This is a genomic window from Variovorax paradoxus (assembly GCF_040544635.1).
Classification (GTDB): Bacteria; Pseudomonadota; Gammaproteobacteria; order Burkholderiales; family Burkholderiaceae_C; genus Variovorax; species Variovorax paradoxus_R.
Genome location: NZ_JBEPKJ010000003.1, coordinates 125,870 through 149,708, shown reverse-complemented (window position 1 = coordinate 149,708; position 23,839 = coordinate 125,870). Strand labels below are relative to the sequence as shown.

Sequence of the window (23,839 nt, the reverse complement as noted above, 5' to 3'; positions counted from 1 at the left end):
CGCGCCTTCAGTGAGACACCGCGGCAGCGGCGGTTTGCGCCGCGCTGATGCCGGTGTTGCGAATGGCGCCGATGTGCCCGCGAAGCTCCAGCACGATGTCGGTGAACTCCTTGGTGTAGGTGAGCTCCAGTTCGCGCGGACGCGGCAGCTCGATCTCGCGCTTCACCACGAAGCGGCCCGGGCTCTTGCTCATCACGTACACCGTGTCGGCCAGGAATACGCTTTCGCGCAGGTCGTGCGTCACCAGAATGACGTTGAACTGCTGTTCGGTCCAGAGGTCGCGCAGGATGCACCACAGCTCCTCGCGCGTGAACGCATCGAGCGCGCCGAAGGGCTCGTCGAGCAACAGCATCTTGGGCTCGTGAATGAGCGCGCGGCAAATGCTCGCGCGCTGCTGCATGCCGCCCGAGAGCTGCCACGGAAATTTGTCTTCATAGCCCGCAAGGCCCACCTTCTGCAGCAGCTTGCGCGCGCGCTCGACGTATTCCTTGCGCTTGGCCTTGAAGCTGGAGCGGTAGGGCTCGACGATTTCCAGCGGCAGCAGCACGTTGTCGACCGTGGTGCGCCACGGCAGCAACGAAGGCGCCTGGAAGGCCATGCCCGAGATCTTGAGCGGCCCGGTCACGGGCTGGCCGTCGATGCGGATCTTGCCCATCGACGGCATCTTGAGGCCCGTGGTGAGCTTCATGAAGGTCGACTTGCCGCAGCCCGAAGGACCGACGATGGCAATGAACTCGCCGCGCTTCACCTTCAGGTCGATGGCCTCGACCGCGAAGTGGTTCTCGCGCAGCAGCTCTTCGTTGTAGGCGAGCCAGACGTCCTGGAAGTCGACGAAGGGAGCGGCGGCCTCGCTCGATGCCTCCGGCATCACTTGCGCAGAACGCCGTTGAGTTCAGCCGCGGGCGGCAGCAGCGCGGCTGTCCACACGGCGTCGGGGCTCACGCGCGTCTTGGTGTTGAACGCGTCCGACACTTGCGAGGCCATCAGCGACATGCGGCCTGCATTGACCACGCCGAAGCCTTCGCTGCGCGCGTCGGCGCTGTTGATCACGGTGTCGATGGCCAGCTGCAGGCGGCGGGTTTCGAGCTTGCTGTCGATGATGCCGTCGCGCGCCTTCACCGACTCGATGGCCACGGCCGGGTTGGCAATGACTTCCTTCGCGCCCTTGGCAAAGGCCGAGAGGAATTTCTTTACCGCCTCGGGGTTCTCCTTGATGAGCTTGGGCGACGCGATGATCACGTTGCCGTAGAGCTTCACGCCATAGTCGGGGTAGGGCAGCACGACGATGTCGGCGGCCTTGGCGCCACGCGCCTCGAGGTTGAGCAGCGAGGTAAAGGTGAAGCCGGTGATCGCATCGATGTCGCCGCGGATCAGCATGGTTTCGCGCAGCGTCGGGTCCATGGCGGTCCAGTTCACGGCGCCGATGTTGTTGGCCTTGGCGAAGATCGGGAACGCGCGGCGGCCCGCGTCGAACACCGGCGCGCCGAGCTTCTTGCCGGCCAGGTCGGCCGGCTTGGCGATGCCGCTCTTCTTGAGCGCCATGACCGAGGCCGGCGTGTTGTTGTAGACCATCATCACCGCGACCGGCTTGTTCGGGCTGTCGGGGTTGTTGGCATGGAACTCCATCAGCGCGGCGAGGTCGGCAAAGCCCATTTCGTAGGCGCCCGAAGCGACGCGCGTGACCGTGCCGCCCGAACCGTTGCCCGCGTCGATGGTCACGTCCAGGCCCGCGGCCTTGAAGTAGCCCTTGGCGGCGGGGTGCAGGAACAGCGCCGCCGGTCCTTCGAAGCGCCAGTCGAGCTGGAACTTGATCGGCGTCGTCGTCTGGGCAAGGGCCGAAGAAAGGCCGAAGCTGAGGGCCGAGGCGGCGAGGAAGGACTGGAGCAGTTGGCGCTTGTTCATGCGAGATCCGTTAGAGGTGAATGCTTCCGCATTCAAGCAAAAACGGTGCCCGCACGCGATTGGTGCGAACCCTCCCGGTGAACTGCCGCGGTGCAAAGTTGGAGCGGCCGCGCGGCTGCGGCGCACCCGTTTTGTGAGTTCTCGCGAATTTCAGCCGAAAGAAGCTTGAAGCCTGAACCAACTTGGGGCGCCGGCTTGCCCGCCAGCGCCGCGGGTGTTGGCCCCGCGCGCAGGCTCAGAGCGTTGCGCCGATCTTGCGCAGCTCGGCGATCTGCGGGGCCTTGGGCAGCCAGATCTTGTCGAACTCCGCAATGATCGGCGCGGGGTTGTAGCCGGCGTCGCTCTTGATGGTGATGCCGCTCGTCTTGAACTTGTCGATCAGGCCGAGTTCGGTGGTCACGATGTCCCTGATCTGCGCATCGAGCGACTGCTTCACCAGGTCGGTGATGAGCGACTTGTCCTTGGCGTCGAGCGTCTGCCAGATGCGGCCCGACACCAGCGGGGCGAAGGGCATGAACAGCGCGTTCATCGGCAGCATCGTCTTGGCGACGCGGTCGAAGCGCTGGTTCCACGAGAACTCGATGTCCGCTTCGAGTCCGTCGACCTGGCCGTTGGACATGGCGTCGAAAACGCCGGGCGTCGGAATGGGCGTGGGCGCCGCGCCCAGCAATTGGTAGAAGTCGCGGTACACCGGCGTCGGGTTGATGCGCAGCTTCATGCCCTTGAGGTCGGTGGGCGTGGAGATGGGCTTGGTGGAAAACACCACGCGCATGCCGGTGATGCCCCAGCCCAGGCCGATGGTGCCGGTTTCGCGCGGCAGCACATCGAGCAGTTTCAGCGCGGCGGGCGTGCGGACCAGCGAGGCCACGTTGGTGGTCGAGCGCACGAGATACGGCGCGTTGATGGCCGCCACGCTGGACACGCGCGAGCCGAGCTCGGCCGCCTGGATCCAGCCCATGTCCAGGGCGCCGGACTGCAGCTGCTGCATCATGGCCGACTCGTTGCCGAGCTGGCCCGAATGGAACACCGTGGCGCTCAGGCGGCCGTCCGTGGCCTTCTTCAGCGCTTCGCCGAAGCTCACCGCCGCTCGGTTCCACGAGTGGCCGGCCGGTGTGATGAGGCCGAGGCGAAATTCCTTGGCGGCCGCTGCGCGCGACACGGTGCCGAAGAGGGCGGACGACGCGGCGGCGGTGCCGGCTGCGGCCTGGACGAATTTGCGGCGGGAGAGGGACATGCGGGGCTCCGGGTTGAGTGAAGGAAAAGGGGAGTTCGGCGGCGCTCGCCCGATCTACTTGATCAGCGCGAGCGACAGGCTTGGAAAGAGCGACAGCAGCACCAGCGCCGCGCAGCAGATCAGGAAGAAAGGCAACGTCACGATGAACATCTTTCCGGGCTTGGCGCCCGTCACGGCGGAAGCCACGAAGAAGCTCAGGCCCACGGGCGGCGTCATCAGCCCCAGCACGAGGTTGATCACCACCACCACGCCGAAGTGGCGCGGGTCGATGCCGTAGATTTCCGTTGCAATGGGCAGCAGGATGGGCACGGTCATGATCAGCCCCGGAATGCCGTCGATCACGGTGCCGATCACCAGCAGGATCAGGTTCACCAGCAGCAGGAAGGCGATGGGGTCCTTCGCCACGGTCTGGATCCACGCGGCCGTGGCCTGCGGCACCTTGCCGTAGATCAGCAGCCACGAGAACACCGCGGCGGCCGACACCAGGAACAGCACCACCGCCGAGTAGATTGCCGACTTCAGCAAGATCTGCGGAATCATCGCGAAGCGGAATTCCTTCGTGACGTAGCGGCCGATCAGCACCGCGGCCACCGCGCCCACCGCCGCCGATTCGGTCGGGTTGGCCACACCGCCGAGGATGGAGCCGACGATCACGATGGGAATCAGCAGCGTGGGGCAGGCCGTGAGAATGGTGTGCAGCCGCTGCCTGATGGTGCGTTTTTCGGTGCGCGGGTAGTTGTAGATCACGCCCATGCCCGCAATCACGATGAAGAAAAGCACCGTGAGAATCACGCCGGGAATGATGCCGGCAATGAGCATGTCGCCCACCGCCACCTGCGCCAGCACGCTGTACACCACGAACATCACCGAGGGCGGAATGATCGGCCCGAGCATGCCGCCATACACCGTGATGCCGGCCGCAAAGGTCTTGTCGTAGCCCTGCTTCTCCATCTCGGGCACCATGATCTGGCTCATGATGGCCACCTGCGCCGTGGCCGAGCCGATGATCGACGACACCAGCATGTTGGCCAGGATGTTCACGTAGGCGAGGCCGCCCTTCACCGAGCCGATGAAGGCCAGCGCCAGGTCGACCAGCCGCTTGGTGATGCCGCCGCCGTTCATGATTTCGCCGATCAGGATGAACAGCGGAATTGCAATGAGGCTGTAGCTGTCGACGCCGCCGAACATCTGCACCGGGAACGACTGGAACAGCACCGTGTCGCCGGAGTTGAGGATGTAGACGATGCCCGCAAGGCACAGGCAGGCGCCGATCGGCACGCCGACCAGCATGATCAATAGAAAGAATGCGGAGGTCAGCATGTCAGTTCACCGCGTCTGCGTTGGTCACGTGGAACTCGGTGTGCGAGCGCCTGGGTTGCAGGCCGAGGTCTTCGACGAGGTTGGACAGCGCATGCAGGCTGAGCGTGGCCGAGAAGATCGGCAGGATCAGCTGGATGGCCCAGGCCGGCCAGTTCAGCGTTTGCGTGCGCTCGGTATAAAGAAAGTTGAAGGATTCGGCGGCGTATTCCTTGGCATCGAAGCCGTAGCGCACGATGCCCACCGGGTCCATGTAGAGCCAGCACATCGCCAGCAGCGCAAGGCCGAGCAGCAGCACGCCGCTGGAGGCGGCGGCCTTGGCGATACGCGCGGCCTTTGCGCCGAGCTTGTCGGTGAGCAGCGTTACTGCGAAGTCGAGCCGCAGCCGCGTCATTGCGGAGGCGCCGATGAAGGTGAGCCACACCACGCAGTACACCGAGGCCTCGTCGACCCAGTAGAGCGGCACGCCGCTGTAGCGGGTGACCACGTTCAGCAGCACCAGCACGATGAGCAGGCCCATCAGGCCGGAGAGGAGGCGGCGCTCGCAGCGCAGGACGAAGTCCGACGCGTCGAGCACCCGACGGGACATGCCGGGAAAGAGGCCTTGCCGGCGCGGATTGCTCATGAGGTGCTTCTGCAGTTCAAGGGGTGGACGAAGGGCCCGGAGCGGCCGTTTGTCTAAATATATTAATAAGATATTTAAAATATCCGATCAGGGTATTAGCAGATTGCATGCCAGCGAAAAAAATGATGGGCGGGCGAAAACGGTGCATGCACCGACCGGCCCGCAATGAAAAGCGCCCCGCTGTGTGCTGCAGCGAGGCGTCGGTTCAGGGAAAGCGAAGCGGCCTACTTCAGCGCCGTGGTCGCATTCGCCACCGCCAGCGCCGTCATGTTGACCACGCGCCGCACGGTCGAAGAGGGCGTGAGCACATGCGCCGAGCCCGAGGCGCCCAGCAAGATCGGGCCGACCGTGATGCCGTTGGCGCCCGTCATCTTCAACACGTTGTAGAGGATGTGGGCGGAGTCGAGGTTGGGGCACACCAGCAGGTTGGCTTCGCCGGTCAGCGTGGTCTCGGGCAGTGCGATGCGGCGCACTTCTTCCGACAGCGCCGAGTCGCCGTGCATTTCGCCGTCGCATTCGATGTCGGGGGCCATGTGGGCGAACAGGTCGCGCGCCAGCCGCATCTTGCGCGCCGAGCCGCGGCTCGAGGTGCCGTAGTTCGAGTGCGAAAGAAAGGCCACCTTCGGCGGCAGCCCGAAGCGGCGCACCTCTTCGGCCGCCATGAGCGCAATGCTTGCCAGCAGCTCGGCGCTCGGGTCTTCGTTCACGTTGGTGTCGGTAATGAACACCGTGCGCTTCTCGAGCGTGAGCGCGTTCAGCGTTGCGAAGCCCGGCGCGCCGCGCTTCAGGCCGATGAGGTTGCGGATGTGCTCCAGGTGCACGTCGAAGCGCCCGACCAGCCCGCAGATCATGGCGTCGGCATCGCCCAGGTGCAGCATCAGCGCGGCAATGATGGTGTTGGAGCGGCGCACCATGGTCTTGGCGGCCTCGGGCGTCACGCCGCGGCGGCCCATGAGCTTGTGGAAGCTCTCCCAGTAGATGCGAAAGCGCGGGTCGTCCTCGGGGTCGACAATTTCCACGTCGGTGCCGACGCGGATGTGCAGGCCGGCCTTCTTGATGCGCGCCTCGATCACCGCGGGGCGGCCGACCAGGATCGGTTGGGCCAGGCCTTCGTCCACGGCCAGTTGCGCCGCGCGCAGCACGCGTTCGTCCTCGCCCTCGGCGTAGGCCACGCGCTTGGATGCGGCGATCTTGGCGGCGCTGAACACCGGGCGCATGAACATGCCGGTCTGGTAGACGAAGCGCGTCAGGTGCTGGCGGTAGGCGTCCATGTCTTCGATGGGGCGTGCGGCCACGCCGGATGCATGCGCGGCCTTGGCCACGGCTGGCGCAATGCGCAGGATGAGCCGCGAATCGAAGGGTTTGGGAATGATGTAGTCGGGCCCGAACGACAGCTCCTGGCCCGCGTAGGCCGTGGCCACCTCTTCGCTGATGTCGGCCTTGGTGAGCTCGGCGATCTCGCGCACGCAGGCCAGCTTCATTTCTTCCGTGATCTTGCTGGCGCCGCAGTCGAGCGCGCCGCGGAAGATGTACGGGAAGCACAGCACGTTGTTGACCTGGTTCGGGTAGTCCGAACGGCCGGTGGCAATGATGCAGTCGGGCCGCACCGCCTTGGCAAGCTCGGGCCGGATCTCGGGCTCGGGGTTGGCGAGCGCCAGGATGATCGGCTGCGTGCCCATGGTCTTCACCATCTCGGCGCTCATCACGCCCGGGGCCGAACAGCCGAGGAACACATCGGCGTCCTTCACCACGTCGGCCAGGGTGCGGGCGCCGGTGTCTTTCTGGGCATAGCGTGCCTTGGAGTCGTCGAACCCACCCGCGCGGCCCATGTAGATCAGGCCCTTGGAATCGCAGGCGTAGATATTGGCGGGCTTGGCGCCCAGGCCCACCATCACGTCGAGGCAGGCAATGGCGGCCGCGCCCGCGCCGGAGACGGCGATCTTCACGTCCTCGATCTTCTTGCCCACGAGTTCGAGCCCATTGATGAGCGCCGCGGCCGAGATGATGGCCGTGCCGTGCTGGTCGTCATGGAACACCGGAATGTTCATGCGCTCGCGCAGCTTCTTCTCGATGTAGAAGCACTCCGGCGCCTTGATGTCCTCGAGGTTGATGCCGCCCAGCGTGGGCTCCAGCGCCGCGATGATGTCGACCAGCTTGTCGGGGTCGTTTTCGGCCAGTTCGATGTCGAACACGTCGATGCCGGCGAATTTCTTGAACAGGCAGCCCTTGCCCTCCATCACCGGCTTGGCGGCCAGCGGGCCGATGTTGCCCAGGCCCAGCACCGCCGTGCCGTTGGTGACAACACCCACCAGGTTGCCGCGCGCCGTGTATTCGGTCGCCAGCGACGGGTCGGCTGCGATGTCGAGGCAGGGGTAGGCCACGCCCGGGGAATAGGCCAGCGACAGGTCGCGCTGGTTCAGCAGGGGCTTGGTCGGCGTGATCGAAATCTTGCCTCTGACGGGCGAGCGGTGGTATTCGCGCGCTGCATCGCGAAGAGCTTCTTCTGCGGGGGAGAGGGGTGCAGCCATGAAATGTCTCCTTGTTTCTGACGGGCAATGAGGCTACCGCAAAAGCATGGCTTGTTCCCAAAGGGGAAATGCCGAAAACGCCTGAACCCATAGCCTGCGCCGAACCAAAGCACCGGTTCGCTAAACTCCGAAAGTGTTGGCCAAGGGCAACCAAGGTTAAACAAGGCAATGCAAAGCCGCGCAGCCAAGGCCGCCGGCCATCGTCAATCAAGACACACAAAGATAACGAAGAGGGGCAGCGCATGACACCCGGAGCTTTCACCACCACCGACCCCGACGTCGTGGTCATCGGCGGCGGGCCTTCGGGCTCCACCGTGGCCGCGCTGCTCGCGGACAAGGGGCACGATGTGGTGCTGATCGAGAAGGCGCAGCATCCGCGCTTCCATATCGGCGAATCGCTGTTGCCCATGAACATGCCGCTGTTCGACCGGCTGGGCGTGCGCACCGAGGTCGAAGCCATCGGCCTGCGCAAGCACGGCGCGGAGTTTGTCTCGCCGTGGCATGACCACACCAGCCACTTCGATTTCGGCGAGGCGATGGACAAGAGCTTTCCCTACGCCGTGCATGTGCGCCGCTCCGAATTCGACGAACTGCTGTTCCGCCACGCCGGCAAGCGCGGCGCCCGTACTTTCGAGGGCCAGCGCGTCACCGGCGTCGACATGGACGCGGGCAAGGGCAGTCCCGACAACCGTTCGCTGGTCAAGGTGAAAGCCGACGACGGCACCGAAACCAGCTGGCGCCCGCGCTTCGTGATCGATGCCAGCGGGCGCGACACGCTGCTGTCGAACCAGTTCGATGCCAAGCAGCGCAACCGCAAGCACGCGAGCGCGGCGCTCTACGGCCACTTCGCCAATGCCGAGCGCCGGCCCGGCCGCTTCGAGGGCAACATTTCGCTCTTCTGGTTCGACCACGGCTGGTTCTGGTACATCCCGCTGAAGGACGGCACCGTGAGCGTCGGCGCCGTGGCCTCGCCCGCGTACTTCAAGCGCCGCCAGGGCAAGTCGCTCGAAGAATTCCTGATGGAAACCATTGCGCTCGCGCCCAAGCTGGCCGCACGCCTGAAGAACGCCACGCTGATGGAAGGCGCGACCACCACCGGCAACTACGCCTACGACTCCAAGTTCTGCCGCGGCGACCGCTTCATGATGGTGGGCGACGCCTATGCTTTTGTCGACCCGATGTTCTCTTCGGGCGTGTACCTGGCGATGAACAGCGGTTTCGAGGCTGCCAAGGCGGCCGACCTGTGGCTCAAGGGCGAGGCGAAAGAGGCCGAAAAGGCCTTCCGCCACTACGAGAAGGTGATGAAGCACGGACCGAAGATGTTCTCGTGGTTCATCTACCGCATCACTTCGCCGGCCATTCGCCGCCTGTTCATGGCACCGCGCAACATCTGGCGCATGCAGGAGGCGCTGCTGTCCATCCTGGCGGGCGACCTGTTCCGCAACACGCCCATCGGCCCGCGCTTCTGGGGCTTCAAGGTGACGTACTACGCCTCGTGCGTCGGCATCCTGCCGCAGGCCATCAAGACCTGGGCATGGCGCCGGCGCAACCTCAAGGAATCCCTCGAGACTGCAAAGACCTGAGCCGCAGGCTCAGTCCGGCGTAACCGTGTGCTGGGCGAGCGCTTCGAGCGCGCGCACCAGCGCCGAGTGGTCCTGCTGGCCATGGCCCAATGCGGCGCACGCGTTCATCAGCTGCGCTGCGCCCGCCGTCTGCGGCAGGGCCACGCCCAGGGCCCGTGCACTCTGCAGCGCCAGGTTCAGGTCCTTCTGGTGCAGCGAGATGCGAAAACCCGGCGCAAAGGTGCGCTTGATCATGCGCTCGCCATGCACTTCCAGAATGCGCGAGCTTGCGAAGCCACCCATCAGCGCCTGGCGCACCTTGGCCGGATCGGCGCCCGCCTTGGAGGCGAACAGCAGCGCCTCGCCCACGGCCGCGATATTCAGCGCCACGATGATCTGGTTGGCCACCTTGCAGACCTGGCCGTCGCCCACGTTGCCGACCAGCGTGACGTTCTTGCCCATCTTCTCGAGCAGCGGCCGCACCTGGCCGAAGGTGCCTTCGTCGCCGCCGCACATGATGGTGAGGCTCGCCGCCTTGGCACCCACTTCGCCACCCGAGACCGGCGCGTCGATGTAGCCGCAGCCGAGCGCGAGGATGCGCTTGGCGAAGCCCTTGGTGGCAATCGGATCGATGGAGCTGCAGTCGACCACGATCTTGCCGCGCGAGTCTTTCAGGCCTTCGGCCACGCCGTGTGTGCCCGGCTCGCCGAACAGCACTTTTTCCACATCGGGCGTGTCGGGCACCATGATGAAGATCACGTCGGCCTGGCGCGCCACCTCGGCCGCCGAGGCGCAGATGGTCGCCTTCGAGATGAAAGGCTCGGGCGTGTTGCCCTGGGTGTTCACGAACAGCTGGTAGCCCGCGTCGAGCAGGTGGCCTGCCATGGGCGCGCCCATGATGCCGAGGCCGATGAATCCGATTTTTTGCGATTGCGACATATCTCTGTTTCCTTGGATGCTGTTGTGCGGGTTCACTTCTGCTGCGTCAGGGCCTGCCGCCAGCCCAGACCGTCGACGGTGTCGCTGCGCGGCTTGTATTCGCAGCCGATCCAGCCGTCGTAGCCGATCGAATCGATGTGCCTGAAAAGCCACGGGTAGTTGATTTCGCCCGTGCCCGGTTCGCCGCGCCCGGGGTTGTCGGCCAGCTGGATATGGCCGATGCGCGCGAGGTTTTTCGACAGCGTGTTGCCGAGCTCGCCTTCCATGCGCTGCGCGTGATAGATGTCGTATTGCACCCGCAGGTTGGAAGAGCCCACTTCGTCGATCAGCGCCAGCGCCTGGTCGGTTCGCGTGAGAAAGAAGCCCGGGATGTCGAAGGTGTTGATCGGCTCGATCAAGAGCCGAAGGCCGGCCGCCTCGAGCTCTCCGGCAGCAAGGCGCAGGTTCTCGACCACGGTCTTGTGCGCGGCCTCGGTGCTCACGCCCGCCGGCACCTTGCCGACCAGGCAGTTGAGCTGCGGGCAGCCCAGGGCCGTGGCGTAGTCGATGGCCATCGCAATGCCTTCGCGGAACTCGCCGGTGCGGTCCGGGTGGCAGGCGATACCGCGTTCGCCCTTGTCCCAGTCGCCGGCCGGCAAGTTGTGCAGCACCTGCTGCAGGCCGTTGGCGCGAAGAGCCGCAGTGAGTTCCTTCTTTTCGAAGGGGTAGGGGAAGAGGTATTCCACCGCCTCGAAACCCGCCTTGGCGGCGGCCTCGAAGCGTTGCATGAACGGCAGCTCGGTAAAGAGCATCGTGAGGTTGGCTGCGAACTTGGGCATGGCCTGTGTCTCCTCGTTCAGTCCAGCATCTCGGCCGCAACGGCGGTGGGCGCATCGGCCGGGTGCTCGGCCAGGGGCTCGAACTCGGTGATGTTGTCGATCTCGGTGCCCATCGCGATGTTGGTCACGCGCTCCAGCATCACTTCGATGACGACCGGCACGCTGAACTCGGCCATCAGCGCTTCGGCGCGCTGGATGGCCGGTGCGATCTCTTCCTGCTTGTTCACGCGGATCGCCTTGCAGCCCAGGCCCTCGACCACTTTCAGGTGGTCCACGCCGTAGCTGCTCTCGATGCCGGCATCGGGCCCGGCGTTGATGTTGTCGAACGCGAGCTGCACGCAGTAGTCCATCTCGAAGCCGCGCTGCGCCTGGCGGATGAGGCCGAGGTAGGAGTTGTTGACCACGATGTGGATGTACGGCAGCTTGAACTGCGCACCCACGGCAAGCTCTTCGATCATGAACTGGAAGTCGTAGTCGCCCGAGAGCGCGACGATCTTGCGCGACGGGTCGGCGGCGCGCACGCCCAGCGCGGCGGGAATGGTCCAGCCCAGCGGGCCGGCCTGGCCGCAGTTGATCCAGTGGCGCGGGTTGTACACGTGCAAAAACTGCGCGGCCGCGATCTGCGAGAGGCCGATGGTGCTCACGTAGCAGGTGTCGTTGCTGAAGTTGTTGTTCATGCACTGGTACACGCGCTGCGGCTTCATCGGCACTTCATCGAAGTTGGTCTTGCGCAGCATGGTCTTCTTGCGCTCGATGCACGACTTGGCCCAGGTACGGCGGTCGGTGAGCTTGCCGGCGGCCTTCATCTCCTCGGCAACCTCGACGAAGAGCGTTAGCGCGGCCTTGGCGTCAGAGACGATGCCGAAATCGGGCGTGAACACGCGGCCGATCTGCGTGGGCTCGATGTCCACGTGCACGAAGGTGCGGCCCTTGGTGTAGACGTCGACCGAGCCCGTGTGGCGGTTGGCCCAGCGGTTGCCGATGCCGAGCACGAAGTCGCTCGCCAGCATCGTCGCGTTGCCGTAGCGGTGGCTGGTCTGCAGGCCGCACATGCCGGCCATCAGCGGATGGTCGTCGGGAATGGAGCCCCAGCCCATCAGCGTGGGAATCACCGGCACGCCGGTGGCTTCGGCAAAGCGCACGAGCAGGTCGGACGCATCGGCATTGATGACGCCGCCGCCGGCCACGATCAGCGGGCGCTCGGCCGCCTGGAGCATGCCGATGGCCTTCTCGATCTGGGCGCGAGTGGCCGCGGGCTTGTAGGGGGTGAGCGGCTCGTAGCTGTCGATGTCGAACTCGATCTCGGCCATCTGCACGTCGAAGGGCAGATCGATCAGCACCGGGCCCGGGCGGCCCGAGCGCATCAGGTGGAAAGCCTGCTGAAAAACTTGCGGCACCTGCCCCGGCTCGCGCACGGTAACGGACCACTTGGTGACGGGCTTGGAGATCGACTCGATGTCCACCGCCTGGAAGTCTTCCTTGTAGAGCCGCGCGCGCGGTGCCTGGCCGGTGATGCAGAGGATGGGAATCGAATCGGCCCAGGCCGAATACAGGCCCGTGATCATGTCGGTGCCCGCCGGGCCCGAGGTGCCGATGCACACGCCGATGTTGCCGGCCACCGCACGCGTGTAGCCCTCGGCCATGTGCGAGGCGCCCTCGACGTGGCGCGCGAGGATGTGGCCGATGCTGCCGCGCTGGCGCAGCGCTGAATACATCGGGTTGATGGCGGCACCGGGCACGCCGAAGGCCTGCGTCACGCCTTCTTTTTCCATCACCAGCACGGCGGCCTGGACCGCTTTCATTTTTGCCATGGGACTGTCTCCTTGAGTGGCGTCCACTGTAGGAAGCGCAGACCATTCGAAGAAGACGGCTGCGGACCATAAAAGCTATTCCGCTTTGGAATAAGTGATTACGATCCGGCGATGGACAGATTGTTGGCAATGGAAATGTTCGTTCGCGTGGTCGAGACCGGCAGCTTCTCGAAAGCGGCCCTCGAGTTCCACACCACGCAGCCCACCGTGACCAAGCAGGTCGCGGCCACCGAGGCACGGCTGAAGGTGCGGCTGCTCAACCGCAACACGCGCGGCGTGAGCCTCACCGAACCCGGCGCGCTTTACTACGAGAAGTGCAAGAACATCGTGCGCGAGGCAGAGGAGGCCGAGAGCATCGTGCAACTGCGGCAGAACCAGGCGCAGGGCCTGCTGCGCGTGGGCACCTCGGTGGCCTTCGGCCGCAGGGTGGTGGTGCCGCTGGCGCTCGAATACATGCGAAGGCATCCGCAGGTGCAGCTCGACCTGAGCTTCGAGGACCGCTATGTCGACCTCATCGCGCAGGGCATCGACGTGGCCATCCGAATGGGCAAGCTGGCCGATTCGTCGCTGGGCGCGCGCTATCTCGGCACCAACCCGTGGGCCATGGTCGCGGCGCCGGGCTACCTGAAGAAGCACGGCACCCCCAAGCGCGCGCAAGACCTGAGCGCGCATGTGGCGCTGATCTACAGCAGCGTGGTGGGCGACGAGTTCTGGCGCATGCACACGCCCAAGGGCGACCCGGTGACGGTGCCGGTCTCGGGCCGCTTTCGCTCCAACAACCTTTCCGCCGTGCTGGCCGCCGCGCGCGACGGCCTGGGCATTGCGCTCATGCCGCGCTACGTGGCGAGCGAATCGCTGGCATCGGGCAAGGTGCTCGAAGTGCTCGGCGACCACAAGCTGCCCGAGCAGGAGATCCACGCCGTCTTTCCCTCGCCCAAGCTGGTGCCGGGAAAGGTGTCGGGCTTCGTGGCCTTCCTGCAGGGGCGGTTTGCCGAAGGGTGGTGGGGCGGCTGACCGCGCCCACCATCTTCTTCTTCAGGCCGGCACGAAGGCGCCGTGCAGGCCCAGCGGCAGTGCGTAAGGCAGCGTGGCCTGCGCCACCGGGCCGGCCGACAGGTGGTTGGCCGCGAAGCACGACAGCACGGTCTTCTGCCGGCCGAAATCGAGCACGGTGCCCAGCACCCAGCCTGGCCTGGTGCCGTCCGGCACGAAGACATGCTCTTCCACGATGGCCTGCGCGCCGTAGCTGAAGCGCTGGCTGCGACCGGTTTCGACATCCGTGCGCGCGACAGCGCCGAAGCCCGGCAGGTCGGGCCGGATCTGCGTTGCGTGCACCACCTGGCGATGGCGCAGGCCGACGCGCCGCGGGTCGATGCGCGGAAATTCGGCTTCCTGCGCCAGCGCCTGCTGCAGGGCCTTGCCCGTGCCGAGGTTCAGCGTGGCGACGGTCAGGTGCGGGTCCGTGCTCTTCACGCGGCGCGCGCGCATCACTTCGCGGTTGGTCGTGAACACCGAATCGGCGTTGTCTGAACGCACGTAGTCGACGTGAATGAGCGTGCCGCGCGGCGTGTGTTCCTCCCAGGCATTGCCCACATGGAACAAGAAGCCGGCCGGCAGCGTGAGCATCTGGCGTCGCTCCCAGTTCTGCTTGTCGATCACCAGCGCGCGCATGCCAAGTTCCGGCCGCCAGACGTGGGCATCGAGAAAGCTCGCACCGGCCTCCTTGCGCTTGCCGTCGTAGACCAGTGGCGGCATCAGGAACACCAGGTGCCGCTCGGTCACGGCGAAGTCATGGACCATCGGCATGTCGGCCAGCGGCACCACGGCTGCGCGCCGCAGCGTGCCTTCGGGCGCAATCTCGTACAGCGCCAGCAGGCCCTGGCCGGAACTCACGCCGAAGTTCCACACCGTGCCGTCCGGATCGACCTTGGGATGGGCCGAGAACGGCATCCCCGCGAGGTCGGCCCGCCAGGTCTTCACGCCCAGCGTGTCCAGCGTGTGCGCGTCGACGCGCGTGGCCGAGCCGCCTTCCCACAGCGCCAGCACCTCGCCGCGCATCGGCAGCACGCTGGTGTTGGCGACGTTGATGCTGTCGGCCGAGGTCGGCGGCTCGACGCCCGGCGGCATGGTGCCGAAGGCCTCGAACAGGCGGCGGCCGGCCCGCACCTCGGCCACGCGCTTGGGCGTGGCGACATAGCGGCCCTGGTGCCGCACGTCGGTTCCGTCGATCACGAAGCGATGCACCATGCCGTCGCCGTCGAACCAGTGGTGGTAGCGCTCGCCGCCCAGGTCGTGGCCGGCCGGGCCGATGCGAAACAGCGTGCCGACCACGGCATCCGGGAAGCGTCCGCGCACCGTGGCGCGGGTCAGCGGGAGGTCGTCCGGGGGCGTGGCGAAGCCGGTCTTCCAGGGCGTGCCGGCGGCTTCGAACTGGGCTTGCCAGTCGTCCGTACCGGCCGCGCGGGCCAGCGGTGCCAGCAGGGGCAGGGCGCCGGCCGAAGCCAGCAGGCGCAGGAGTTCGCGTCGTTCCATGGCGGTCTCCTCAGCGCAGGTGAATGACGGTCTGCAGATCGGCGTCGACGCTGATCGCTGCGGCTTCGAAGGCGGGTGCCGCGCGGTTGCCCTTCGCGTCGTTCGAGAAGCCGTAGCGCTCGGTCGGCATGCCCACGAGGTTGGTGTCGAGCTTGCCGTTGCCGTTTTCGTCGGCGAACGCCCTCAGAGCGTAGCGCCCCGGCGCGAGTCCTGCGAACACGAGCCGGGCCTTGCCGCCCTGCATCGGCGCGGTCTGCGACGCCACGGCCTTGCTGTCGGCGTAGCCGGCGGCGTCGTTGTACAGCGCAACATAAAGTGTGGCCTCGGCAGCCGGCCCGTCGGCCACGCTCAGGCTCAGGTCGGCCGCAAACGCGGCCAGCGGTGCGAGGAGTGCGGCGGCGCACAGGGCGCGCACATCAGGCCGGGGCAGAGGGGCGGGAAAGTTCATGAGAGACCTCATCTCGGAAGTTGAAGGTCTCGACGATCTCGCAGGCGCCGTGCGCTGCCCAGCACCATGCGACGAAGTGCGCAAACGCCCGCGCGAAATGCACGCAGCAGGCGCAAGGCGCGCCCGCTTCAGCCGCCCCAGGCTGGCGGCCGTGAAGCGTCGTTCAGTTGCTCTTCTTGTCTTCGCCCGCGTCGGCGCCGCCAGCGCCGGGCGGGTTTTCCCATTGCCCCGATTCCACGAACAGGCTCCATGCCGCCATGAAGAGCGCGGCAATCACCGGGCCGACCACGAAGCCGTTGATGCCGAAGATCGCCATGCCCCCGATGGTCGACATCAGCACGATGTAGTCGGGCATCTGGGTGTCCTTGCCCACCAGCACGGGCCGCAGGATGTTGTCGACCAGCCCGATCACGAACACGCCCACGAAGATCAGGATGCCGCCCTGCCAGAAGTGGCCCGTGGCAAGGAAGTAGATGGCCACCGGCCCCCAGATGAGCGCCGCGCCCACCGCCGGCAGCAGCGAGAGAAACGCCATCAGCACCGCCCAAAGCAGCGCGCCCTGCACGTCCAGCAGCCAGAAGGCGATCCCGCCGATGGCGCCCTGCGCAATGGCCACCGCCACGTTGCCCTTCACGGTGGCGCGGATCACGGTGGTGAACTTGTTGAGCAGGTAGTGCGTGTGCGGCTTGGCAAGCGGCACGGCTTCGCGCATGGACTTGGAGAGCGCCGAGCCGTCGCGCACCAGGAAGTACAGCAGGTACAGCATCACGAAGAAGCTGATGAGGAAGTCGAAGGTGTTCTGGCCGATGGTGAGCGCCTGGCCCGCGATGAGCTGGCTGCCCTGCGCCGCGCCGGCGGAAATGCGGGCCTGCCAGGCTTCCATGTCGCCGAGGTTGAAGCGGTCGAAGATGTTCATCAGCCATTGCGGCATGGCGTTGAGGATCTGCTGGAAGTAGGCCGCAAAATTGATCTGCCCCGAACGGATGCTCTGCGTGACCTGCACGATTTCCTGCACCAGCGACACCCCGACCATGGCCAGCGGAAGAATCACGATGAAGAGGCAGATGGCCAGCGTCGAGAGCGCCGCGGCGTTGTGCCAGCCGGGCATTTTCTTCAGCAGCCGCTTGTAGAGCGGTGTGAACAGGATGGCCAGCGCAACCCCCCACAGCACCGCGCCGAAGAACGGCACCAGCACCCAGAGAAATGCAACAGTAACGATGGCGAGCAGGGCGAGGAATACGCCGCGCTGGAGTTGGGGTGAGTTCATATGTGATTCGGACTGTAGCCGAGCCTGAACGCACGTTTGTGTCGGTGGGAGCGCCCTTGTGCAGTAATGCCTGCCGGCACGACTCCAGCCCAGGATGTCAGCGCCTGACGCGCGGCAGCGCCACCGGCGCCAGGGTGGCGCGCAGCCGGGCCGGCGCGTCGGGCTCCGCCGCGGTTTCCACCTCCAGCGAGCGTTCGACATTGCCGATGTGCGCGATCATGAGTTCGCGCGCCTTGGCCGTGTCGCCGGCCTCGAGCGCGGCGACGATGGCGCCATGCTCGGCGCACGATTGCCCGGCTTCGTGCTTCGACTGGTAGAGCGTGGCGGCCAGCGTGGTGCGGGCCGTGAGGTCGCGCAGCACGTCGACCAGCAACTGGTGCCCCATCTGCTCGGCCAGGCACACATGAAAGTCTGCCAGCAGGAAGGCGCGCGTGGCGGCGTCGGCCCCCTCGATGGCGCGCCGCTCGTCGGCAATATGGTCGCGCAGCTTGCGTATGGCTTTTTGCAGCGGCCGGCCTTCGCTTTCGGCCAGGATGCCTGCTTCGACGATGCGCCGTGCCGAAAAGGCATCGCGCGCCTCTTCGGCCGAAGGCTCCACCACGTACCAGCCGCGGCGCGACTGCACCTCGACGAAGCCGCGCGCCTGCAGCTGCATGAGCGCCTCGCGCACCATGGTTCGGCTCACCGCGAAGTTCTCGGCCAGTGCCTGCTCGCCCAGCCGCTCGCCCGGCGCGAGTTTTTGCGCCAGGATGGCCTCGACCACCCGCTCGGCAATGGACGTGGGGTTGACGGCGTCGGCGGTCATCGTTGCTTTCAACGGCTGCCGGCACCTGCGCCCAACGGCGCCGTGGGCAGTTCGGGCTCGGCCAGCGGTTCGTCGTCGGGTGAGTAGGAGCCGTCGAGCACGGCATGGGCGCGCTCGCGGTCGATGTCGCCTTCCCAGGCCGCAATGGCCACCGTGGCCACGCAGTTGCCGATCAGGTTGCCCAGTGCGCGGGCAATGCCCATGAACCAGTCGACCGAGAGCACCAGCACCAGGCCGATGGCCGGTATGGCGGGTATCGCGTGCAGCGTGGCGGCCAGTACCACGATGGCCGAGCCCGGCACGCCGTGCGCGCCCTTGGAGGTGACCAGCGCAATGGCCAGGATGGTCAGCAGGTCCGACATCGAGATCGGCGTGTTGGTGGCCTGCGCGATGAACACTGCCGCAAGCGTGATGTAGATCGAGAAGGCATCCAGGTTGAACGAGTAGCCCGTGGGAATCACCAGGCCCACCGTCGAATCGCGAATGCCCATGCGGCGCAGCTTGGCCATGATCTGCGGCAGCACGCTGTCCGAGGAGGTGGTGGCGAACACGATGGCGAGTTCTTCGCGCAGGTAGCGCAGCAGCTTCCACAGGCTGAAGCCCGACATGCGCATGACCAGCCCGAGCACCACGACCACGAAGACCAGCACCGCGCCGTAGAAGAGAGCGACCAGCATGCCCAGCTGCTTGAGCGAGCCGATGCCGTACTTGCCCACCGTGAAGGCAATGGCGCCCAGCACGCCGAGCGGCGCCAGCTTGATGATGATGCCCATGATCTTGAACAGCACCAGCGAAAGCGAGTCCACCACCATGCCCACCGGCTTGCCGCGCTCGCCCAGCAGCGACAGCGCGCAGCCGAACAGCACCGCGAACAGCAGCACCTGCAGCACGTCGCCGGTGGCAAAGGCGTTGACCACCGTGGTGGGAATCAGCTTCATCAGGAACTCGACCGTGCCACCGCTCGTGAGCTTGTCGGCGTTCGAGGCATAGGCGCTCATGGCGGCGGCGTCGAGCTTGCCCGGGTCCACGTTCATGCCCACGCCCGGCTCGAACACGAAAGCCAGCACCAGGCCCATGGCGAGCGCAATGGTGGTCAGCACCTCGAAGTAGATCAGCGCTTTCACGCCGACCCGGCCCACGCGCTTCAGGTCGCCCGCGCCAGCGATGCCGTGCACCACCACGCAGAACACCAGCACCGGGATGATCATCTTGATCAGCTTGATGAAGCCGTCGCCGAGCGGCTTGAGCTTGACGGCGAACTCCGGCACGAAGAGACCGGCCAGCACGCCGAGCACCAAGGCTATGACGACCTGGCCGAAGAGGGATTTGACGAAACGGGGCATGGAGGAACCTTCCACTGGTTGAATGCAAGATTGGGGAAATCTTGTATGCAAGCAATGTAGGCAACAGCCGGCCCGACCGGGGAGAGGGTATTCCCGGGCCTCGACCCTTGCCTACGGTTGGGGCATCGCACGCCTATTCGACCCGAATGAGTTGCTCGTTTTCGAACTCGCAAGAAAATCCGTGTTCGCTTTCCCATGGGCATTGGCATGCGATACGGAGTTGTCTCGGTCCTGCGTCTCTCCAAGGCAGCGTCAGCTCCCAGTGATTGCATTGAAGGAGAAGTGGGGCGGCCAATGCAACAGGCTTGAAGTCGTCGTGGCCGTAGTCGATGCACTCGATGCACTCATGGTAGTGCTCGAGAACCGCTTGGGCGACATGCGATTCAATTGTCGCAATCTCGCGCAGATAGGCGTGGTATGCGCCGATCTGCAATTTCGTGAACTCGCCTTCCTTGCATTTGCCGGCCAACACTTCGGCCCAATCGGCCGAGTTGATGCAAACAGTGAGGGCGTTGGCAGAGCCCATGAATGGTTGCCTTTCCGATAGCTCCCATATCTCCCCTATAGGCTCGGGTCTGACGGTGAGTCCAAATCTCGGAAGCCACATTGGATCCACGTCGTAGGCGTAGATGCAGTTGAAGTGTCCCAGGACGGGATGCCGTAGCTCTTTCTTGCTGGATGGATTCATGGATGCGCTGTTGCGTGTGTTCGCTCGTTGGAAGGGTTGTTGGGGAGGCGATTCGCCATGGTTCAAGAAACCCACCAGTCCTGCACCAGGAATGGCCTGCTTTGCCCCGGCACATACACCATGATGTGCCCCCGCCCGCACAGCGGGCCGCGGCGGGTGCCCAGGTAGCGGATGGCCACTGCGGTAACAGGAGCCTTCGAGCCGTCCAGGAGGACTGTGGCGGAGCCACTTTCCAGAGCGGCCAACACCATGGCCTTCGCCTCGCCATCCAAGGCCCCGTGGATTTGCGTACAGCCGTTCTCGCCCTTGCCGGTGGCGGCAGCCGACAGCAGTGCGGATGCCCGCTGGCTTTCGATGAGTGCCAGCCGTTCTGCCTCCGTCGTCCATGGGGAAGGCTGGACTGCGGCTTTCCTGGCCAGTTCCTGCCGGTCAAGAAGCACGGTGACGCCGCGCCATGCGATCGAAAGACAATCCAGCGGTGGCTCGGTACGCTGGGCGACCATGCGGGTCTCGTCCACGTCCGTGCCCGATGCGGGGCGATCGGCTGGCGCTGCAAGGAGGTCTGTTGAAGCAGGCATTGGCACCTTGGAAACTGTGTTCTGCGGCACAACGATTCGGAAGAAGAAATCTTGTACGCGCGACGTCGGACTTGCCCGATGATCAGGACGGCGCCTGACGTGGCCTGTCAACGGGCTTCGCGCGTTCGAACATGTCGAGCCAACCGGCATCGCCGCGCTTGCGCGCGATCTCGAAAGGCGAATTGCCGCGATCATTTCGGGCACCAGGGTCGGCACCACGCTGGAGCAAGTAAGCCGTCAACTCGCGGTTGCGCAAACCGGTGGCAAGCAGCAAAGGCGTGTTGCCTCGGCTGTCACGCACATCGACCGCCAATCCGGCGTTCAGCAGTCGCTCCACCCAAGCGATCTGCTGAGCGCGGGCATGTTCTCCATCTTTCACCGGGAGCGGGGCCTGCGCCAGTTGATGCAACGCGGTGAAACCGCCGTCGGCCGCGTGACGCGTGTCGGCCCCCCGCGCCAGCAACAACTCAGCGGACTCGTAGCGCCCCATCCCCAGGGCGGTCAGCAGCGGCGTGCTGCCGCCAGTGTCCATGGGCCTGTCCACCCCGGCGCCACCATCCAGCAGCATGCGCACTTCCTCCAGCTCACCCGAGACCGCGCTTACGGCCAGCACACTGACTCCGCCCACGCAAGCGTTCGGGTCCTCGCCGCGTGCCAGCAAGGTGGCGAGTTGGCGGCGTCGGTCCTTGCCGAGGCCGTAAGCGATGGGGGGTACCTCCTTGAAGGCCCGCTGGAACGCTTCCGCGGAAAAGTCACCATAGTCCGGCGCTTCTGCGGGCTCCGGACATCGCTCGATTGGCGCAGCGCTACACACCGCCGCGGCCAGCGAGAACACACCCGTCAACAACCACTTCAAGAGGAAGACCGCTCCTGGCCGCGCCTTGCCCTCAGCCCGCGACGGTGGCCAGCGCCGCGTTGAACGTCGCGCTCGGCCGCATCACCGCATCCGTCTTGTGCACGTCCGGCAGGTAGTAGCCGCCGATGTCGGCCGGCTTGCCTTGCACGGCGGCGAGCTCGTCCACGACCTTCTGTTCGTTGGCGGCCAGGGCATCGGCGAGCGGCTTGAAATAGGCGGCCAGTTCCTTGTCTTCGGTCTGCTCGGTCATGGCCTGGGCCCAGTAGAGCGCCAGGTAGAAGTGGCTGCCGCGATTGTCGAGCTGGCCGGTCTTGGGCGAAGGGCCCTTGTTGTTGTCCAGCAGCTTGCCGGTGGCGGTGTCGAGTGCCTTGGCCAGCACCTTGGCCTTGGCGTTGCCGGTCTTGATGCCCAGTTCCTCCAGGCTCACGGCCAGCGCGAGGAACTCGCCCAGCGAATCCCAGCGCAGGTGGTTCTCCTCCACCAGCTGCTGCACGTGCTTGGGTGCCGAGCCGCCGGCGCCTGTTTCGTACATGCCGCCGCCAGCCATCAGGGGGACAACGGACAGCATCTTGGCCGAGGTGCCCAGCTCCATGATGGGGAACAGGTCGGTCAGGTAGTCGCGCAGGATGTTGCCGGTGGCGCTGATGGTGTCCAGCCCGCGGATCACGCGCTCCAGCGTGTAGCGCATGGCGCGCACCTGGCTCATGATCTGAATGTCCAGGCCCGAGGTGTTGTGCTCGTGCAGGTACATCTTGACCTTGGTGATCAGCTGCGCCTCGTGCGGGCGGTAGGCGTCGAGCCAGAACACCACCGGCATGCCGGAGTTGCGCGCGCGCGTGACGGCGAGCTTGACCCAATCGCGGATGGCGGCGTCCTTGACCTGGCACATGCGCCAGATGTCGCCCGCTTCCACGTTCTGGCTGAGCAGCACCTCACCCGTATCGAGATCGGTGATGTTGGCCACGCCGTCCTCGGGGATCTCGAAGGTCTTGTCGTGCGAGCCGTATTCCTCGGCCTGCTGCGCCATCAGGCCGACGTTGGGCACGGTGCCCATGGTCTTGGGGTCGAAGGCGCCGTGCCACTTGCAGAAATTGATGATCTCCTGGTAGATGCGGGCAAAGGTGCTCTCCGGCATCACGGCCTTCACGTCCTTCAGCCGACCGTCGGCACCGTACATCTTGCCGCCGTTGCGGATCATCGCGGGCATGGAGGCGTCCACGATCACGTCGTTGGGCGAATGGAAGTTCGTGATGCCCTTGGCGGAATCCACCATCGCCAGCTCGGGGCGATGCTCGTGGCAGGCGTGCAGGTCGCGCCTGATCTCGTCTTGCGTGCTTTGGGGCAGGGTGGCGATCTTGTTGTACAGGTCGACCATGCCGTTGTTGACGTTCACGCCCAGCTCCTCGAACAGCTTGGCGTGCTTTTCGAAGGCTTCGCGGTAGAAGATCTTGACGCAGTGGCCGAACACGATGGGGTGCGACACCTTCATCATGGTGGCCTTCACGTGCAGCGAGAACATCACGCCCGTCTTGTGCGCGTCCTGGATCTGCTGTTCGTAGAAATCGAGCAGGGCCTTCTTGCTCATGAACATGGAGTCGATCACCTCGCGATCGAGCAGCGAAACCTTCGACTTGAGCACGATGGCCTTGCCGCTCTTGGTGATCAACTCCATCTTCACGTCGCGCGCCTTCTGCAGCGTGATCGACTTCTCGCCGTGGTAGAAGTCGCCGTGGTGCATGTGCGAGACGTGCGAGCGAGACGCCTGGCTCCACTCCGCCATGCTGTGCGGGTTCTTGCGCGCGAACTCCTTCACTGCCTTGGGCGCACGGCGATCGGAGTTGCCCTCCCGCAGCACCGGGTTTACCGCGCTGCCGATGCACTTGTTGTAGCGCGTGCGGATGTCCTTTTCCTCGTCCGTCTTCAGGCTCTCGGGGTAGTCGGGAACCTTGTAGCCCTTGTCCTGCAGCTCCTTGATGGCGGCCTTCAGCTGGGATACCGAGGCACTGATGTTGGGCAGCTTGATGATGTTGGCTGAGGGCTGCAGCGTCAGCTTGCCCAGCTCTGCCAGGTTGTCCGGCATCCGCTGCGCTTCGGTCAGCGCCTCAGGAAACTGACCCAGGATGCGCGCGGCCACCGAGATGTCGCTGGTGGCGACCTCGATGCCCGCCGGCGCGGCAAAAGCCTGGATGATGGGCAGCAGCGAGGCCGTGGCCAGGCGCGGCGCCTCGTCGGTAAGGGTGTAGATGATTCGGGGGTTTCCGGCGGTCATGGCGGCTTTCGGGCGGGCTGAACAACAACAAAACGCAATGTCACAGGATGGACAGCGTTGCGAACGGGCGCAAACTTTAACAAAAGCCCGAATACAGGCCAGGCTCACCGGGTGAAGAACTCCTGCGCATGACTCGCCTGCGGAGCCTCAGGGTTCGGCAATGTCTGCTCCACATCCGGATGTAGATGTCTGTCGATTTACCCATTTCCAGGGATTGTGTCCGTACCACGCGTACTCAAAACTCCCGCTGCGGATTGCGATCAATTTTTTGGGGATATCTCATGTGATGCGGCCTCCCCAAGATGCCGAAGGAGTCG

The 23,839-nt window shown here is 65.3% G+C and carries 20 protein-coding genes; 2 read left to right on the top strand and 18 right to left on the bottom strand.

All coding sequences use genetic code 11. The features are described 5' to 3' along the window. Window positions 1-7 precede the first annotated feature (7 nt). The 6 genes from ABIC94_RS06435 to ABIC94_RS06410 all read right to left on the bottom strand — a co-directional run bounded on the left by ABIC94_RS06435 (window position 8) and on the right by ABIC94_RS06410 (window position 7,606). Window positions 8-868 (bottom strand): ABC transporter ATP-binding protein, encoded by an 861-nt coding sequence (locus ABIC94_RS06435; protein ID WP_354372206.1) that lies wholly within the window; start codon window positions 866-868, stop codon window positions 8-10. Continuing rightward, window positions 868-1,902: an ABC transporter substrate-binding protein gene (locus tag ABIC94_RS06430; protein WP_354372205.1), complete on the bottom strand. Its 1,035-nt coding sequence runs from the start codon at window positions 1,900-1,902 to the stop codon at window positions 868-870. Before ABIC94_RS06430 ends, ABIC94_RS06435 begins: the two co-directional genes overlap by 1 nt. A 235-nt stretch (window positions 1,903-2,137) precedes the next feature. Then, on the bottom strand, window positions 2,138-3,136 hold the full coding sequence (locus ABIC94_RS06425) for a TRAP transporter substrate-binding protein (RefSeq protein ID WP_354372204.1): 999 nt from the start codon (window positions 3,134-3,136) through the stop codon (window positions 2,138-2,140). Window positions 3,137-3,190: 54 nt separating this feature from the next. Continuing rightward, window positions 3,191-4,456 (bottom strand): TRAP transporter large permease, encoded by a 1,266-nt coding sequence (locus ABIC94_RS06420; protein WP_354372203.1) that lies wholly within the window; start codon window positions 4,454-4,456, stop codon window positions 3,191-3,193. A 1-nt stretch (window position 4,457) separates the two neighbouring features. Next, window positions 4,458-5,078, bottom strand: a complete 621-nt coding sequence (locus ABIC94_RS06415) for a TRAP transporter small permease (RefSeq protein WP_354372202.1) — start codon at window positions 5,076-5,078, stop codon at window positions 4,458-4,460. A gap of 224 nt (window positions 5,079-5,302) precedes the next feature. Continuing rightward, on the bottom strand, window positions 5,303-7,606 hold the full coding sequence (locus ABIC94_RS06410; protein ID WP_354372201.1) for an NADP-dependent malic enzyme: 2,304 nt from the start codon (window positions 7,604-7,606) through the stop codon (window positions 5,303-5,305). Between the two features lie 242 nt (window positions 7,607-7,848). Between ABIC94_RS06410 and ABIC94_RS06405 the strand changes: the two genes are divergently transcribed. Beyond that, a complete protein-coding gene (locus tag ABIC94_RS06405; protein ID WP_354372199.1) occupies window positions 7,849-9,189 on the top strand; it encodes an NAD(P)/FAD-dependent oxidoreductase in 1,341 nt (446 codons plus the stop codon). Between the two features lie 9 nt (window positions 9,190-9,198). On the opposite strand, the gene ABIC94_RS06400 is transcribed toward ABIC94_RS06405, so the two are convergent. From ABIC94_RS06400 to gcl, 3 genes are read right to left on the bottom strand one after another with little or no spacing between them, the layout of a single operon-like run. Next, window positions 9,199-10,107, bottom strand: coding sequence for a 2-hydroxy-3-oxopropionate reductase (locus tag ABIC94_RS06400; protein ID WP_354372197.1), 909 nt, complete (start codon window positions 10,105-10,107; stop codon window positions 9,199-9,201). A 32-nt stretch (window positions 10,108-10,139) separates the two neighbouring features. Then, on the bottom strand, window positions 10,140-10,925 hold the full coding sequence (gene hyi, locus ABIC94_RS06395; protein ID WP_281146355.1) for a hydroxypyruvate isomerase: 786 nt from the start codon (window positions 10,923-10,925) through the stop codon (window positions 10,140-10,142). A 17-nt stretch (window positions 10,926-10,942) separates the two neighbouring features. Continuing rightward, window positions 10,943-12,736 carry a glyoxylate carboligase gene (gene gcl / locus ABIC94_RS06390; RefSeq protein WP_354372196.1) on the bottom strand — a complete coding sequence of 598 codons (1,794 nt, stop codon included), beginning with the start codon at window positions 12,734-12,736 and terminating at the stop codon, window positions 10,943-10,945. A 111-nt stretch (window positions 12,737-12,847) separates the two neighbouring features. Between gcl and ABIC94_RS06385 the strand changes: the two genes are divergently transcribed. After that, window positions 12,848-13,750 carry a LysR family transcriptional regulator gene (locus tag ABIC94_RS06385; RefSeq protein WP_337314766.1) on the top strand — a complete coding sequence of 301 codons (903 nt, stop codon included), beginning with the start codon at window positions 12,848-12,850 and terminating at the stop codon, window positions 13,748-13,750. A gap of 21 nt (window positions 13,751-13,771) precedes the next feature. On the opposite strand, the gene ABIC94_RS06380 is transcribed toward ABIC94_RS06385, so the two are convergent. From ABIC94_RS06380 to ABIC94_RS06340, 9 genes are all read right to left on the bottom strand, one after another. Then, window positions 13,772-15,268 (bottom strand): carotenoid oxygenase family protein, encoded by a 1,497-nt coding sequence (locus ABIC94_RS06380; protein ID WP_354372194.1) that lies wholly within the window; start codon window positions 15,266-15,268, stop codon window positions 13,772-13,774. Window positions 15,269-15,278: 10 nt separating this feature from the next. Further along, complete coding sequence (locus ABIC94_RS06375; protein WP_354372193.1) at window positions 15,279-15,716, bottom strand: DUF2141 domain-containing protein; 438 nt, start codon at window positions 15,714-15,716, stop codon at window positions 15,279-15,281. Between the two features lie 163 nt (window positions 15,717-15,879). Beyond that, window positions 15,880-16,983, bottom strand: a complete 1,104-nt coding sequence (locus tag ABIC94_RS06370) for an AI-2E family transporter (protein ID WP_354372192.1) — start codon at window positions 16,981-16,983, stop codon at window positions 15,880-15,882. Window positions 16,984-17,080: 97 nt separating this feature from the next. After that, complete coding sequence (locus ABIC94_RS06365) at window positions 17,081-17,788, bottom strand: GntR family transcriptional regulator (protein WP_354372191.1); 708 nt, start codon at window positions 17,786-17,788, stop codon at window positions 17,081-17,083. Between the two features lie 8 nt (window positions 17,789-17,796). Then, window positions 17,797-19,131 carry a C4-dicarboxylate transporter DctA gene (locus tag ABIC94_RS06360; protein WP_354372189.1) on the bottom strand — a complete coding sequence of 445 codons (1,335 nt, stop codon included), beginning with the start codon at window positions 19,129-19,131 and terminating at the stop codon, window positions 17,797-17,799. Window positions 19,132-19,264: 133 nt separating this feature from the next. Further along, window positions 19,265-19,657: a DUF6985 domain-containing protein gene (locus tag ABIC94_RS06355; protein ID WP_354372188.1), complete on the bottom strand. Its 393-nt coding sequence runs from the start codon at window positions 19,655-19,657 to the stop codon at window positions 19,265-19,267. A gap of 224 nt (window positions 19,658-19,881) precedes the next feature. Further along, the gene (locus ABIC94_RS06350; protein ID WP_354372186.1) at window positions 19,882-20,322 is read right to left on the bottom strand and encodes a hypothetical protein; all 441 of its coding nucleotides are present in this window, start codon (window positions 20,320-20,322) and stop codon (window positions 19,882-19,884) included. A 157-nt stretch (window positions 20,323-20,479) separates the two neighbouring features. Further along, window positions 20,480-21,253 (bottom strand): ankyrin repeat domain-containing protein, encoded by a 774-nt coding sequence (locus tag ABIC94_RS06345; RefSeq protein WP_354372184.1) that lies wholly within the window; start codon window positions 21,251-21,253, stop codon window positions 20,480-20,482. Window positions 21,254-21,284: 31 nt separating this feature from the next. After that, window positions 21,285-23,522 carry an NADP-dependent isocitrate dehydrogenase gene (locus ABIC94_RS06340; RefSeq protein WP_354372183.1) on the bottom strand — a complete coding sequence of 746 codons (2,238 nt, stop codon included), beginning with the start codon at window positions 23,520-23,522 and terminating at the stop codon, window positions 21,285-21,287. Between the last annotated feature and the right edge of the window lie 317 nt (window positions 23,523-23,839).

Coding starts and splice junctions, on each gene's coding strand:
- ABIC94_RS06385 (WP_337314766.1), top strand. CDS start 12,848: ATGGACAGATTGTTGGCAATGGAAATGTTCGTTCGCGTGGTCGAGACC.
- ABIC94_RS06375 (WP_354372193.1), bottom strand. CDS start 15,716: ATGAACTTTCCCGCCCCTCTGCCCCGGCCTGATGTGCGCGCCCTGTGC.
- ABIC94_RS06410 (WP_354372201.1), bottom strand. CDS start 7,606: ATGGCTGCACCCCTCTCCCCCGCAGAAGAAGCTCTTCGCGATGCAGCG.
- ABIC94_RS06425 (WP_354372204.1), bottom strand. CDS start 3,136: ATGTCCCTCTCCCGCCGCAAATTCGTCCAGGCCGCAGCCGGCACCGCC.
- ABIC94_RS06355 (WP_354372188.1), bottom strand. CDS start 19,657: ATGGGCTCTGCCAACGCCCTCACTGTTTGCATCAACTCGGCCGATTGG.
- ABIC94_RS06365 (WP_354372191.1), bottom strand. CDS start 17,788: ATGACCGCCGACGCCGTCAACCCCACGTCCATTGCCGAGCGGGTGGTC.
- ABIC94_RS06405 (WP_354372199.1), top strand. CDS start 7,849: ATGACACCCGGAGCTTTCACCACCACCGACCCCGACGTCGTGGTCATC.
- ABIC94_RS06400 (WP_354372197.1), bottom strand. CDS start 10,107: ATGTCGCAATCGCAAAAAATCGGATTCATCGGCCTCGGCATCATGGGC.
- ABIC94_RS06350 (WP_354372186.1), bottom strand. CDS start 20,322: ATGGTCGCCCAGCGTACCGAGCCACCGCTGGATTGTCTTTCGATCGCA.
- hyi (WP_281146355.1), bottom strand. CDS start 10,925: ATGCCCAAGTTCGCAGCCAACCTCACGATGCTCTTTACCGAGCTGCCG.
- ABIC94_RS06340 (WP_354372183.1), bottom strand. CDS start 23,522: ATGACCGCCGGAAACCCCCGAATCATCTACACCCTTACCGACGAGGCG.
- ABIC94_RS06435 (WP_354372206.1), bottom strand. CDS start 868: ATGCCGGAGGCATCGAGCGAGGCCGCCGCTCCCTTCGTCGACTTCCAG.
- ABIC94_RS06360 (WP_354372189.1), bottom strand. CDS start 19,131: ATGCCCCGTTTCGTCAAATCCCTCTTCGGCCAGGTCGTCATAGCCTTG.
- ABIC94_RS06430 (WP_354372205.1), bottom strand. CDS start 1,902: ATGAACAAGCGCCAACTGCTCCAGTCCTTCCTCGCCGCCTCGGCCCTC.
- ABIC94_RS06370 (WP_354372192.1), bottom strand. CDS start 16,983: ATGAACTCACCCCAACTCCAGCGCGGCGTATTCCTCGCCCTGCTCGCC.
- ABIC94_RS06415 (WP_354372202.1), bottom strand. CDS start 5,078: ATGAGCAATCCGCGCCGGCAAGGCCTCTTTCCCGGCATGTCCCGTCGG.
- gcl (WP_354372196.1), bottom strand. CDS start 12,736: ATGGCAAAAATGAAAGCGGTCCAGGCCGCCGTGCTGGTGATGGAAAAA.
- ABIC94_RS06420 (WP_354372203.1), bottom strand. CDS start 4,456: ATGCTGACCTCCGCATTCTTTCTATTGATCATGCTGGTCGGCGTGCCG.
- ABIC94_RS06380 (WP_354372194.1), bottom strand. CDS start 15,268: ATGGAACGACGCGAACTCCTGCGCCTGCTGGCTTCGGCCGGCGCCCTG.